The 14,630-nt window shown below is 34.6% G+C and carries 12 protein-coding genes and 1 riboswitch; of the genes, 10 read left to right on the top strand and 2 right to left on the bottom strand.

The genetic code is table 11. From position 1 onward, the window contains the following. Positions 1-118: 118 nt before the first annotated feature. Positions 119-553, bottom strand: a complete 435-nt coding sequence (locus tag AC3WTA_RS12920) for an HIT family protein (protein WP_001016840.1) — start codon at positions 551-553, stop codon at positions 119-121. A gap of 559 nt (positions 554-1,112) precedes the next feature. On the opposite strand from AC3WTA_RS12920, the gene ecsA reads away from it, so the two are divergent. The 3 genes from ecsA to ecsC are packed head-to-tail and all read left to right on the top strand — an operon-like array spanning position 1,113 to position 3,781. Then, positions 1,113-1,856, top strand: a complete 744-nt coding sequence (gene ecsA, locus AC3WTA_RS12925; RefSeq protein WP_001292612.1) for an ABC transporter ATP-binding protein EcsA — start codon at positions 1,113-1,115, stop codon at positions 1,854-1,856. Next, positions 1,849-3,060 carry an ABC transporter permease EcsB gene (gene ecsB / locus AC3WTA_RS12930; protein ID WP_001089128.1) on the top strand — a complete coding sequence of 404 codons (1,212 nt, stop codon included), beginning with the start codon at positions 1,849-1,851 and terminating at the stop codon, positions 3,058-3,060. Before ecsA ends, ecsB begins: the two co-directional genes overlap by 8 nt. A gap of 13 nt (positions 3,061-3,073) precedes the next feature. Further along, positions 3,074-3,781, top strand: coding sequence for an ecs operon protein EcsC (ecsC, locus tag AC3WTA_RS12935; RefSeq protein ID WP_000634133.1), 708 nt, complete (start codon positions 3,074-3,076; stop codon positions 3,779-3,781). A gap of 39 nt (positions 3,782-3,820) precedes the next feature. Here ecsC and AC3WTA_RS12940 read toward each other — a convergent pair whose 3' ends face one another. Next, on the bottom strand, positions 3,821-3,964 hold the full coding sequence (locus tag AC3WTA_RS12940; protein WP_078182943.1) for a YjcZ family sporulation protein: 144 nt from the start codon (positions 3,962-3,964) through the stop codon (positions 3,821-3,823). Positions 3,965-4,120: 156 nt separating this feature from the next. Here AC3WTA_RS12940 and AC3WTA_RS12945 point away from each other — a divergent pair, with 156 nt between their 5' ends. From AC3WTA_RS12945 to AC3WTA_RS12975, 7 genes are all read left to right on the top strand, one after another. Continuing rightward, positions 4,121-4,702: a TetR/AcrR family transcriptional regulator gene (locus AC3WTA_RS12945; RefSeq protein ID WP_000164847.1), complete on the top strand. Its 582-nt coding sequence runs from the start codon at positions 4,121-4,123 to the stop codon at positions 4,700-4,702. A gap of 2 nt (positions 4,703-4,704) precedes the next feature. Beyond that, positions 4,705-4,872: a hypothetical protein gene (locus AC3WTA_RS12950; protein WP_000783815.1), complete on the top strand. Its 168-nt coding sequence runs from the start codon at positions 4,705-4,707 to the stop codon at positions 4,870-4,872. 79 nt (positions 4,873-4,951) lie between these two features. Then, entirely contained in the window at positions 4,952-5,428 is a 477-nt protein-coding gene (locus tag AC3WTA_RS12955) for a PH domain-containing protein (RefSeq protein ID WP_000371360.1), read from the top strand. Then, a complete protein-coding gene (locus tag AC3WTA_RS12960; RefSeq protein WP_000278210.1) occupies positions 5,421-6,860 on the top strand; it encodes a PH domain-containing protein in 1,440 nt (479 codons plus the stop codon). Before AC3WTA_RS12955 ends, AC3WTA_RS12960 begins: the two co-directional genes overlap by 8 nt. A 190-nt stretch (positions 6,861-7,050) precedes the next feature. Further along, positions 7,051-7,704: a DUF975 family protein gene (locus AC3WTA_RS12965; RefSeq protein WP_000625389.1), complete on the top strand. Its 654-nt coding sequence runs from the start codon at positions 7,051-7,053 to the stop codon at positions 7,702-7,704. 615 nt (positions 7,705-8,319) lie between these two features. Next, entirely contained in the window at positions 8,320-8,856 is a 537-nt protein-coding gene (locus AC3WTA_RS12970) for a TetR/AcrR family transcriptional regulator (protein WP_000028006.1), read from the top strand. Positions 8,857-9,027: 171 nt separating this feature from the next. Further along, a riboswitch (cyclic di-GMP riboswitch) is annotated at positions 9,028-9,120 on the top strand. Between the two features lie 60 nt (positions 9,121-9,180). Then, on the top strand, positions 9,181-14,630 hold a 5,450-nt coding region (locus AC3WTA_RS12975; protein ID WP_492332904.1), incomplete at its 3' end, for a SpaA isopeptide-forming pilin-related protein.

Consider the following 14,630-nt stretch of genomic DNA (forward strand, 5'->3'; position numbering starts at 1 on the left):
GGGAAAGAAAAGTGTGCAATGCACATTCCCTGGCATCTTGAATGGAGAAACAAGCCATGCAATATGTAATCACTTTAGGAAAGTGGCTTGTTATGTATTACTTCTTATTATAGTGTCATTATTTCACACTATTTGCAATTGTACTTGCGATGTTTTGTAAATTTTCCATTGTGTATTCATTTTGATGTGATTTCCAAACAGCACCGAAACCATCGTTTTCACCGTAGCGTGGAATTAAATGAAGGTGGAAGTGGAACACAGTTTGTCCAGCTTTTTCACCGTTATTGTTAAGTAGGTTAAAGCCAACTGGATTAAACTCTGCTTTAATCGCATTTGCGATTTTCGGAACGACAGAAAAAATGTGTGATGCGATTTCTGGCGTTAACGCAAAAATGTCTTGTTTGTGAACTTTTGGAATAACAAGAGTATGTCCTTTTGTTACTTGACTAATATCTAAAAATGCAAGCACATGTTCATCTTCGTATACTTTTGAGCAAGGGATTTGCCCGTCAATAATTTTACAAAAAATACAATTGTCCGCTGTATGGTTCATTGATCTCATCCTTTCAAGTAGCCTTAGCCGTATTTTACCATAATTATATAAGAGAACAAACACGAAAAACAGGAAGCTGACTCAGCTTCCTGTTTTCTGAAGAGGGATTGAAAAAGCATTATCGTAATTTACGTTTCGCAGACACCTCATTTATTTAAGAAATGCACGGTAAATCGGCTAAAGTTTCTGCCGTAGACACCCCATTTTCAAGTGAAATGAATTGCAATCTTTATAAAAGGAAATTGTTTATTTTTTAAAACAGTATATGCTCTTTCGGAGACACCCCGTTTCTAAAATGAAACAAATGATCTGGTTATGTGTAAATTTCTTTGTCCAACATGGACACCCCATTTCATGATGACTTCACTATGTTGTTGTACTCATCAATTGGTGGTCGCTTTTTCAATGTGTTCCTTCTTCACTAATTATGATGTCCGCTTTCGTAAAAATATATGCGAACAAATTTAAATTTTTTTTGAGGGCATCGATACTATGTAGTACAGCGTTATTTTTGGTAAGATGAATATAGAATGAATACTAATGAAGAAAGTGGTGTCGTATGAGCGAGTTATTGCGTGTAGAAAATGTTACAGGAGGATATACGAAACGACCTGTACTAAAAGATGTTTCGTTCTCTGTGAATAAAGGCGAACTTGTCGGCTTAATCGGTTTAAATGGAGCCGGGAAGAGTACGACGATTAAACATATTATCGGTTTAATGGAACCGAAAAAAGGAACTGTCACAATTAATGGGAAAACAATTCGTGATGATATGACAGCGTACCGTTCTAGTTTTTCGTTCATCCCAGAAACACCAGTATTATATGACGAGCTAACGCTAGAAGAACATTTGAAGTTAACAGCGATGGCGTACGGTGTCGAGGAAAAACAATATGAAGAACGTGTAGGGCAACTATTACAAGAATTTCGCATGAAAAATCGTTTAAAATGGTTTCCATCTCATTTCTCAAAAGGGATGAAACAAAAAGTAATGATTATGAGTGCGTTTTTAGTGGAACCATCTCTTTATATTGTGGACGAACCTTTCGTTGGGCTTGATCCGTTAGCGATTCAATCACTTCTTCAAATGATGGATCAAATGAAAAAGAGCGGTGCAGGAATCTTAATGAGTACACATATTTTAGCGACGGCAGAGCGTTATTGTGATTCATTTATTATTTTGCATCAAGGCGAAGTAAGAGCGAAAGGAACATTATCTGAACTGCAATCACAGTTTAATATGCCAGGTGCAACGTTAGATGATATTTATATTGCATTAACGAAGGAAGAAGATTATGAATAGCACAGCATTATGGAAAGAACGATTTCGTCACTTTCTAAAAGAAGTTCGTACATATAGTAAATACGTATTTAATGATCATTTGAAATTTATTTTCGTATTCATCATCGGCGCAGGTGCGTATTATTACCAGCAATGGTTACAAACGTTAACCTCTTCGTTTCCGACAGCGCTCGTTATGGCAGTGTTGCTTGGACTCGTATTAACGGCCGGATCTATTCAAACGTTATTAAAAGAAGCGGATCTCGTTTACTTGCTGCCAGTTGAAGAAAAGTTAAAACCGTACTTTACAAAGGCATTTCTCTTTACGTTTATGATTCAGTTATACATAATCGCAATCGTAGCGGCAGCGCTTGCCCCGTTATACTTCCAGCAAATGAAGCAAACAGGAGCGGCTTACATATGGATTGTACTTGCGTTTGTCATTGTAAAAGCGTGGAACTTATTCGTCGCGTGGGAAAAATCATTTTTAACAGATCAAAATATACAAAGAGCTGATTGGTTCATTCGTTTTATTTTAAACGGTTTATTTGTGTACTTCCTTGTAGAGCGTACTTCCGTTATTTTTGTTGGCGGAATCATCCTTCTCATGGTGTTATACCTTGTAGTACTGCATCAAATGGTGAAGGGAAAGCCGCTAAACTGGGAGTACTTAATTTCTGAAGAAGGTAAGAAGATGATGATGTTGTACCGCATCGCGAATATGTTCGTTGATGTACCTGCATTAAAAGAAAGAGTAGCACGTAGAAAATGGCTTGATTTCATTCTTTCAATGATTGGTGAGAAGCGTACATATTTATACTTATATACGAGAACGTTTTTACGATCTAGTAACTATTTCGGCTTATATGTGCGTTTGCTCGCTCTTGGCGGAGTTATTTTGTACTTCATTCCGTTTTTATATGGACGATTTATCGTAAGCCTTATTTTCCTATACTTAATCGGTTATCAGTTATTAACTTTATGGAAACATCACCGCATGAAGATTTGGCTTGATTTGTATCCGGTAGGGGGAGAAGAGAAGAAGAAAGATTTTCTTGTCTTATTAAATGCGATCCTTATTACCGGCAGCGTTGTATTTACAGTTATATTCGCCCTTGCGACGAAAGATTTCATGATGACGGGAATTTTACTAGTCGTAAGCATAATATTTAGTATCGGTTTCGTTTATCAATACGGGGCGAAACGTATTGAGCGTTTAAATTGAAGGGAATGAACCTATGATTACATACGAAGAGAAGGTTATAAAAGAATTGGAGCAGTGGAAAGCTACATTCATGAAAGATTCTTCTATGATGACGCGGTTCTCTAAGAAAGTGCAGACGAAAGTACAACAGCTTATTCCGGCGAAAGTGCAAAAAGTATTAACGGAAACGATTCGGATGATGGTGCAAACAATTAGTGCCGGATCAAACTTTATAAAGCCGAAATTAAAAGAGACGAACTGGTCATTGCAAAGAAGAGACGACGAAGTACGTAAAAAAATGGATGAGTACAAAAAAATAGCAGCGGCAGAAGGAGCAGGGACGGGAGCTGGCGGTATTCTCCTTGGCCTTGCTGATTTTCCGCTTTTACTCGGCATTAAAATTAAATTTTTATTCGATGCCGCAACATTGTACGGATTTGATACGAGTAACAAAGAGGAGCGCCTTTTTATCCTTCACGTTTTTCAACTTGCCTTTTCAAGTGACGATCACCGAAAAGAAATATGGAAAGCAATCGAAACGTGGGATACAGAAGAAGAAAATCATATGGACTGGGAAAAGTTCCAAACAGAGTACCGAGACTATATCGATTTAGCAAAAATGCTTCAGCTCGTACCAATAATCGGTGCCCCGGTTGGCGCATATGCGAACTATCAATTACTGCAAAGACTCGGAGAAGTGACGATGAATTGTTATCGTATGCGACTACTTAATAGAAATTAAAAAGAAAGCATCCTAAATGTGTAATTTAGGATGCTTTTTTTAGAAGTTAATGCCGATATAGCTAACTCCGGCAATAATCAATACGATGAAGAGTACAACGATGAATGGAAATCCGCTTTTACCACCTTGTCCAGCATCACCGCCGCCAGTGCCACCACTACCACCTTTACCGCCAAGTCCCATAGGAATATCCTCCTTATTGTTATATGTTGCTTTTACTTTATACTTTTCTGCATTTACCAATAAATTCCTCCTGAAGCGCTAACTAACTTGCAAATCATTTCGTTTCATTTTATAATTTACTTACCGACCGGTAAGTAAAAATAAGTGAGGTACAGTATGACAAAGAATTTACAAACATCGCAAAACATTGTCGAGGCATCATTTAAACTCATGGCAGAGCACGGTATTGAGAAGATGAGCCTTTCCATGATTGCGAAAGAGGTAGGTATTTCAAAACCGGCTATTTATTATCATTTTTCTTCTAAAGAAGCGTTAGTTGATTTTTTATTTGAAGAGATTTTTTCTGGTTATCATTTCGTTAGTTATTTCGATAAAGAAAAATATACGAAAGAAAAATTTGCAGAAAAGTTAATTGCCGATGGTTTACATATGCTCTCTGAGTATGAAGGTCAAGAAGGAATATTACGTGTTATAAATGAATTTATCGTAACTGCATCGCGAAATGAAAAGTATCAGAAACGCTTATTTGAAATACAAGAAGATTTCTTAAATGGTTTCCACGATTTATTGAAGAAAGGTGTAGAACTTGACGTTGTTTCACAACATGCAACGGAAGAAAATGCTCATACGTTAGCGCTTGTGATCGATAATATGAGTAATTACATGCTGATGGGATTCCAGTTAAAGTATAAAGAAATTTGGATTCAAAATGTGAAAAACGTAATGAAGGAGGAATAAAAGTGAAAATGCAAAAAAACTGGTGGCTCGGTTTTCTTGGGTTCATTGGAGTGTATAAAATTCCAGGCATGATAGAAGCTTTTCAAGCGGATGGAAGTTGGATGAAGCTAATCGGTTTCATTTGGCTACTTTGGTTCGGATATTTTATTCCTGAGAAGAAAGAAGATTAAATTTCAATTTTATGTAAAGTTATGTAAAATATAGATTGAGAGTATTCATATATTAGATTACTAGATTTGGAGTGGTTACATGGATCCATTGAAAAATGAAATTCACCCTGACATGGTCAAGGTGTGGAAAGTTCGTGCTGTAATTGAAGAAGGGATCGGTATTCTTGTCATTTTAGCTTACCTTTTACTCATGATAAAGTTTGATTGGTGGGCATGGATTTTGTACGTGTTAATTGGGTTAACGGTTGCACTAGCGCCATTGGAGTACTTCGTATTCCCGAAACTTCGTCAGCGTTATTATAGCTATCAACTAAATGAAGAAGAACTTGAAATTCAGCATGGTCTTTTCGTCGTAAAGCGCGTATTAGTACCGATGATTCGTGTGCAGCACGTGACAATTGAACAAGGACCGATTATGAGAAAATATGGTTTAGCAGAATTACATATTTCTACAGCGGCAACTTCTCACAGCATCCCAGGCTTAACGATGTATGAAGCAGAAATGTTGAAAACGAAAATCGCAGAATTAGCGAAAGTGAGTGATGAGGATGTATAAGAGGCAGCATCCAATCACGATGTTATTAGAATTAAAAATAACAGACTTTATACCACTCATTATTTTCATGTTTAGCTTAAACGGAAAATTCCCGTTTTGGTATTTAATTCCTGCTGCATTCGGTTTACTTACCGTTTTTTCAGCATTTGAAAAATGGTATTACACAATATATTGGGTTGAAAATAACGTATTGCATGTGAAACAAGGGCTCTTTGTGAAGAAGGAGAGCTATTTAAATAAAGAACGTGTTCAAACGATTAACACAAGTTCTAACGTGTTATATCAAATGCTTGGCTTAAAGAAAATTCAGATTGAAACAGCTGGCGGAGGCGATGATGCAGAAGTTAGCTTAGCTGGTATTACAGTAGAAGAGGCAACAGAGCTTATTGCAATGCTAAATGAGCCAACTCCAGAAGTGAAAGCAGAAGATACATCAGAAAAAGTAGTCGAAAAAGAAATCGTTACAGAAGAAAAACAAGCGACAGAATACAAATTAACTTGGAAAGAAATTTTATTAGCATCTGTTACATCTGGTCAGTTTGGACTATTATTCTCATTAATCTTTTTCGTGTATCATCAAGTAGATGAGTACATTCCGAAATGGATAGAGAATGGCGTAAAGTCGTATGTAATGGAACATGATATATATGGCTGGATTTTCATGATAGTCATTTTGATCGTCCTTTCGTGGATCATATCGACAATTGGTTACGCGTTAAAACATGGAGATTTCACAGTGAATCGAAGAAATGATGAAGTCCGCATTTCGCAAGGATTACTTGAGAAAAAAGAACTCGTCCTAAAGTTACATCGTATTCAAGGTATTACGATAAAAGAAAGTATTTTACGTCAGCCATTCGGTTATTGTGCTGTGCAAGTAGAAGTCATTCAAAGTAAAGGACTGGGTGACGAGAAAGAAAAAGTTACACTGCATCCTATCATTCGAAAAGATCGCGTACAACAGTTACTTGCACATTTACAATTACCATACGAACTGAATACAAACATTATTTCATTACCAAAAGCAGCATTACGTCGTTACTTAATTGATAGTTTTATATTCTTCGCAATGCTAGCAATCCCGCTTATTGGAATAAGTATATACTCTGAAAAGCACTTCATCATGTGGGCATTAATTCCGCTCGCGATTCTCATCTTTACACTTGGATACGCAACATTTAAAACGAATGGTTACAGTGTAAACGGAGAGCAAATTACGCTTGTATATCGCAGCATCGGAAAATATACAGGACTTGTTAGAAGAAGACACATCCAATCAATGGAAAAGACACAATCATATTTCCAGCGCCGTGCAAATTTATGTACGTATAAGTTCTCTAACGCATCATCGAATTACAAATTAGAGCATACGAGAGTAGAAGATGCGAAGAGAATGCAGGATTGGTATAAGAAGAGATTAAGTGAAGATTAACTTGAAAAAGCTTGCCTATTATGAAAGGCAGGCTTTTTTTGTTATAGGAAAATGAGGGGCTTAATCCATATATTAGTACAGCTACAGCGCACATATATCGAAAAAGTAGTATACTTCTATTTCAGGGAAATCTGTGGGATTTTTCATATAAATGGTATACTAATATAGAAAAAGTATTAGGAGGCTATATATGATAAGTCAGTTAAAAAGAGCAGCACTTGATGCATTAAAAGGAAAATGGGGGTTAGCGGTAGGGGCAACCTTATTAGTCGGAATCCTTATTGGAGCTGTTGAAATGCTAACCACAGGTATTTTCTCAATGTTTTGGGGTTGGGAAGAAGCAAATGAGTCACTTACAGTAACTATTATTGCAATGTTTATTATCGGTCCGTTAACAGTGGGTGCTTCTTATTTTGTTTTAAATGTAATTCGTGGGACTAATGCTCGTATCGGTCATATATTTAGATGGTTTAACGATGGAAGTAAGTTTATGAAATCGTTTTTAACATATTTACTAATGAATGTGTACTTGATTCTATGGACATTACTTCTTATTATTCCAGGTATTATTAAATCATTTTCTTATTCTATGACATATTTTATTTTGAATGATCATCCAGAATATACAGCGAATCAAGCGATTACTGAAAGTCGTCGTATGATGAATGGACATAAAATGGATTACTTTTTACTATGCTTAAGCTTCTTAGGTTGGTTCATTTTAAGTATTCTTACTTTAGGAATCGGTTTCTTATGGTTAGTACCTTATTTCTACACGACATCAGCTGCATTTTATGAAGAGATTTCAAAAGAATATTATAAAAAAGAAGACACTACTTTCTAATAACCACCTATCCCCTAAAGAATATAGGGCATAGATAGTTTAGATGTTCTGTTTAGGGGAGGCACTTTAGGATAAGTTATAGGTTTTTATATAGAAATTCCGCCCTCTATGTTTTAGCATAGAGGGCTATTTTTTTATGTGAAAATAATGAATAATATATGTGGAAGGAAAAGCGAGGTGAATGAGAGTCAGCATAATTTGGAACTAGTGTATACTGTAAAACGTTCACAATGATAGAAAAAACCAGTAAGCATATTAAATAACTAATAGAAAATTTTTTCAATGGAATCATCCTTATAAAATTCCACTTTATTTTTATGAAAATATAAACCTCTTTAAATTACAGATTATATATATAAGGATAATTAATTTTTATACATTTCGTGTTTATGGATATATTTTCAATGAATATAAAAGTATAGATGTATAGTCAACTTTGAGTGTTTAATGTTATCATATTGAATGATATGGAAATTTTTAATAGAAGAAGCAACGAAAAATTCAAAGGTAATGGAGCCTTTGTTGTATAAAGAAAATATTTATTGTTACTCAGCAATATTAAAAATAAGATACGCATTTATATAAATTTAGTAGAAATGGGGGGGTTAAAAAGGAATGAGTATAAGTATAACAAGGCAAAAGATTTTAGCAGCCGCTTCTCAAATTGTGCAATGTAAAGGGGTTGCTAAGTTAACTTTAGAAGCGGTAGCAAAAGAGGCGGGGATAAGTAAAGGTGGATTGTTGTATCACTTTTCAACTAAAGAAGCTTTAATAGAGGGCATGATACTCAAAGGGACGGAGGAGTATCAAGACGCTATTCACAATAAAGTTGCGGAAGACTTAGAGAAGAAAGGAAGGTGGGTACGTTCTTTTGTAGAGGAAAGATTAAGTAATGAGAGAAGAGTAGAAGAGCTGGGGAGTAGTATGATGGCAGCATTAATGCTAAAACCTGAATTACTTGAACCGTTACAACAATCATTTCAGCAACTGCAAAATAAAATAGAAAATGATGAGATAGATTCAGTTTGTGCCACAATTATTAGATTAGCGGCAGATGGATTATGGTATTCGGAATATTTAGGGGTTGGAAGACTAAGCCCTGAATTAAGAGAAAAAGTGATTCAAGCTCTTATTTATAATTCATATAAATAGAATATACGAACTATATAATGTAAAATAATTCACCATTGCTTATTTAATGCACTGGTGAATTATTTTTTTTATTAGAAAAATAGAACAATTTTACAGAGTATTGAATTATAACCGTCCAGACGGTATAGTAATATTTGGTTTAAGAGGAAAATGAAACAAAAAAAGAATAAAAAATATTTTTAGCACACTATTCGAAAGGATAGGCCGCAAAGCTTAGAGTCTACGGTAATACATATTGGTTACTAAGATCGTCTGGTTGCACATTTTTGATGCAACCGGACGGTCTTTTTTTTGTTATATAAATATAAAAAATAGGAGGGGATTATGCAAATGAAAAGTACTAAAAGGCATATTTCGATGGTTTCATTAGTTTTTCTAGTATTATTTTCAGTACTAAATGTGTGGGCTCCAGTTATTCAAGCCGCTGTGATAAAAAATCCAGTGGACGAGATTAATATCTCCCGTACTGATGGTACAACGTCTGAACCATATCAAGCCTCAGATGGTATGAAAGTAGAAGTGAAGTGGTCAGCTAAAGAAAAAATAAAAAGTGGAGATCAATTCACAATTGATATGCCAAAAGAATTCAGAAAAGATCTTATGAATATGAGTTTTCCTTTAAAAGATGCTGAAGGAAAAACAGTTGGTACATGTGAGATGAAAAAGGGTCTATTGACATGTACTATGGGTGATTACGTAGAAGGAAAGAATAACATTAAAGGTTCTTTATTCGTAGAATTTTATTTTGGTCTAGAAGCATATGATGGTATTAAAAAAATCCCATTAGAATTTAACGTTGATGGTCAAATCGTAAATAAAGAAGTAAGTGTAAATAATACGACAGAGAGACCGAAGCCACAGCCCAATACAGATAATCTATTGAAATGGGGTTCTTATAATCAGGAAGACCCTTCAATTGCAGACTGGACGGTATATGTAAATGCAACTGGAACAGAAATGCAAGATCTTAAATTAACAGACACATTAGGACCTGGGCATGAATTAATTACAAATAGTTTAGTATTAGAAGAGGCTGTATTTGAAGATGGCTATGCACCAACAAATGTTAAGCCAGCAGATTTATCTAAAATTAAAATTAATGCAATGAAAACTGGATTTACAATTGAATTTCCAGACAGCTCAAAAGGTTATATTTTAAGATATAAAACAAAGATTACTAATCCTGCTGCAAAGCCTCATAAAAATACAGTGAAATTAGAAGGTAAAAATATTGTAACTGAAGAAAAAGTGGGAGAAGTATTCGTAAGTGGTGGGGGAGGAACCGGTTCAGGTGACGATAATCCACCTAGCATTGAAAAAAATATAGTAGATGAGAATGGTAAGCTTGTAGAGAATCAGCAGTTAACACAAATGGATCAAGCTATTCAATACCAAGTTGGTACACATATACCGAAAAATTCACCTAATTATACGTCAATGGTAATTAGTGATGATTTAGAAGATGTTTTAGAAGTATTAGAGGCAAAAGTATATGATCAAAATGGTCAAGATATTACTTCTAAAGGAACGTTAAATATAGATAAACAAAGAAGTGAAGTAACATTTGCGTTTGGTGAGAATTTTGACTATAAGTCATATGAAGACCAGGTAATTAACCTCAGCATTAAGGCGAAAATTAAAGCTAATGCAGATTTATCTTCTTACGTAGATAAGAAGATTCCTAATAAAGCGGAATTACATTTTGATGATAAAACATTAACATCGAAAGAAGTAATTGTTACGCCGCCTGAAGCTCCAAAAGAAGGTACAGTATCGATTCATAAAATAGATGCTGAGAATCCGAACAAAGGGTTGAAAGGTGCTGAATTTGAAGTTCGAAATAGTGCAAATGAAGTTGTTGCAAAACTGATAACGGACGAAAACGGCTTTTCAATACCTCAAACTTTAGCTCCTGGGACGTATAAAATTTATGAAACAGTAGCACCAGAAGGATATCAAAAATTAACAATTCCAGTAGAGGTTACGCTTCAAGCTGGTGAAACAAAAGCCATTGAAGTCAAAAATACTTTGCAAAAGGGTCAAATCGAATTAAAGAAAATTGATTCGGAAAATGGTGAAAAACCATTAGCAAATGCAGAGTTTGATATAGTAAAAGACAGTGTAGTAGTTGAGCATATTGTTACAGATAAAGATGGTAAGGCAATCTCTAAACCGTTAGCGCCAGGGAAATATATTTTAAAAGAAACGAAAGCGCCTGAAGGATACCAATTAAAAGAAACAGAGTTCGAAGTAAATGTAACAGGGGACGGCATATTCCCAATAACAGTAAAAAATGCAATGACAGACAAAGGTAATGTAGAAATTACAAAGGTGGACAAAGAAAACGGTTCAGTATTAGCGGGTGTCGAATTTGAAGTTCAAGATGAGAAAGGTGAAGTAGTAAAAAAAGTAACGACGGATAAAGAAGGAATGGCAAACGTTTCAGATCTTTCAGTAGGAAAGTACAAATTAGTAGAGACGAAAAGCTTACTAGGTTACAAGAAACTAACAGAGCCAGTATCGTTTGAAATTACAAAAGGTATGACGAAAGTCCTATCATTGAAAGTAGAGAATGAACAGTTAGATAAAGGTTCAGTAGAAATTACAAAAATAGATAAAGACAGCCAGAAAGTATTAAAAGGCGTAGTTTTCGAAGTACGAGATGAAAAAGATAAAGTAGTAAAAGAAGTAACAACAGATAAAGAAGGAAAAGCGAACGTTTCAGATCTTTCAGTAGGAAAGTACAAATTAGTAGAGACGAAAAGCTTACCAGGTTATAAGAAACTAAAAGAACCAGTATCATTTGAAATTACAAAAGGTATGAAGAAAGTCCTATCATTGAAAGTAGAGAATGAACAGTTAGATAAAGGTTCAATAGAAATTACAAAAGTAGATAAAGACAGCCAGAAAGTATTAAAAGGTGTAGTCTTCGAAGTACAAGATGAAAAAGATAAAGTAGTAAAAGAAGTAACAACAGATAAAGATGGAAAAGCAACAATTTCAGATTTATCAGTAGGAAAGTACAAATTAGTAGAAAAAGAAAGCTTACCAGGATATAAGAAATTAATAGAGCCAGTATTGTTTGAAATTACAAAAGGCATGACCGAGATCTTATCATTAAAAATAGAAAATGAAATGGTAGATACGGGGAATGTAGAGATAACAAAGATAGACAAAGATAATAAAGCACTGCTAGCGGGAGTAACGTTCGTTGTCCAAGATGAAAAAGGTAACGAAGTTAAAAAAGTAACGACAGATAAAGAAGGAAAAGCAAATGTTGCAGATTTACCTGTAGGCAAGTATGAATTAGTAGAGATAGAAAGTTTACCAGGTTATAAAAAGCTAGAAAAACCAGTATCATTTGAAATTACAAAGGGCATGACCAAGATACTATCATTAAAAGTAGAAAATGAAATGATGGATACTGGAAATGTAGAGATAATAAAAATAGATAAAGATAGTAAAGCACCATTAAAAGATGTTGTATTTGAAGTACGTGATTCAAAAGGAAAAGTAGTAAGAAAAGTAACAACAGATAAAGAAGGAAAAGCAAACGTTTCAGATTTATCTATTGGAAAGTATGAGTTGGTGGAAGTAGGAACACCAGTAGGATACAAACCACTTGAAAAGCCAATTTCATTCGAAATTGAAAAGGGCAGAGTAACAGCATTAAAGCTAACAGTCGAAAATGAATTAGTAGATACAGGAAATGTAGAAATTACAAAAGTAGACAAAGAAAATAAAGATGCTTTAGCTGATGCAGTATTTGATATTCAAGATGAAGCAGGACAAGTAGTCGCTAAAATAACGACAGATAAAAAAGGACAAGCACAAGTCACTAATTTATCAGTTGGAACATATAAGCTAGTAGAAGTGAAAGCACCAAAAGGATATAAGCAATTAGTAGATCCGATTGCTTTCCAAATTGAAAAAGGTATGACAAAATCTCTTGCTTTAACAGTAGAAAATGAAATGTTAGACAAGGGTAACGTAGAAATTACAAAAGTAGATAAAGACAGTCAAAAAGCATTAGCAGGCGTAGTCTTCGAAGTACAAGATGAACAAGGAAAAGTAGTAACGACAGTAACAACAGATAAAGAAGGAAAAGCAACAATTGCAGATTTATCTGTAGGAAAATACAAATTAGTAGAGAAAGAAAGCTTACCAGGTTACAAACAATTAACAGAACCAGTATCATTTGAAATCAAAAAAGGTATGACGAAAGTTTTATCACTAAAAGTAGAGAACGAACTGTTAGATAAAGGAACAGTAGAGATTACAAAAGTGGATAAAGAAAGTGGCGCAGTATTAGCGGGCGTAACATTCGAAGTGCAAGATGAAAAGGATAAAGTAGTAACAAAAGTAACGACAGATAAAGAAGGAAAAGCAAACGTTTCAGATTTATCAGTAGGGAAATATAAGCTAGTAGAGGTAGAGAGCTTACCAGGATATAAAAAACTAGCGAAACCAGTATCGTTTGAAATCAAAAAAGGTATGACAGAAGTTTTATCACTAAAAGTAGAGAACGAATTAGTAGATAAAGGTTCAGTAGAAATTATAAAAGTAGACAAAGAAAGTGGCGCGTTATTAGAAGGCGTAACATTCGAAGTGCAAGATGAAAAAGGAAAAGTAGTAACGAAAGTAAAAACAGATAAAGAAGGAAAAGCGAAAATTTCAGATCTATCTGTAGGAAGTTACAAACTAGTAGAAGTAGAGAATTTACCAGGCTACAAAAAATTAACAGAGCCAGTATCATTCGAAATTAAAAAAGGTATGACAAAAGTCTTATCATTGAAAGTAGAGAATGAACAGTTAGACAAAGGCTCAGTAGAAAGTACAAAAGTAGATAAAGATAGTCAAAAAGCATTAGCAGGCGTAGTCTTCGAAGTACAAGATGAGCAAGGCAAAGTAGTAGCGAAAGTGACAACAGATAAAGAAGGAAAAGCAAACATTTCAGATCTATCTGTAGGAAGTTACAAATTAGTAGAGGTAGAAAGTTTACCAGGTTATAAAAAGCTAGAAAAACCAGTATCATTTGAAATTACAAAAGGTATGACGAAAGTCTTATCATTGAAAATAGAGAATGAATTGGTAGACAAAGGTAATGTAGAAGTTACAAAAGTGGATAAAGACAGTGGAACAGTGTTAGCGGGCGTAACTTTCGAAGTGCAAGATGAAAAAGGAAAAGTAGTAACGAAAGTAAAAACAGATAAAGAAGGAAAAGCAAACATTTCAGACCTATCTGTAGGGAGTTACAAATTAGTAGAAGTAGAAAATTTACCAGGCTACAAAAAACTAACAGAGCCAGTATCATTCGAAATCAAAAAAGGTATGACAGAAGTTTTATCACTAAAAGTAGAGAATGAACAGTTAGATAAAGGTTCAGTAGAAATTACAAAAATGGCTGCTGAAAGTAAGAATGTATTATCAGGAGCAGTATTTGAAGTTCATGACGAAAAAGGCAAAGTAGTAACGAAAGTAGCAACAGATAAAGAAGGAAAAGCGAAAGTCTCAGACTTATCTGTAGGTCACTACACACTTGTAGAAGTAGAAGCACCAAAAGGTTATGAAAAATTAACTCATCCAATTCCATTTGAAATTACAAAAGGAATGATAAGTCCAGTTCAATTAGAAGTATTGAATAAATTGACTTCTTTAGCACCACCAGGTCCAGAAGAACCAGAAACAACGGATCCAGAAAAACCAGAAACAACGGATCCAGAGAAACCAGAAACAACGGATCCAGAGAAACCAGAAACAACGGATCCAGAAAA

It is taken from the genome of Bacillus sp. EB106-07-01-XG149, assembly GCF_058791555.1.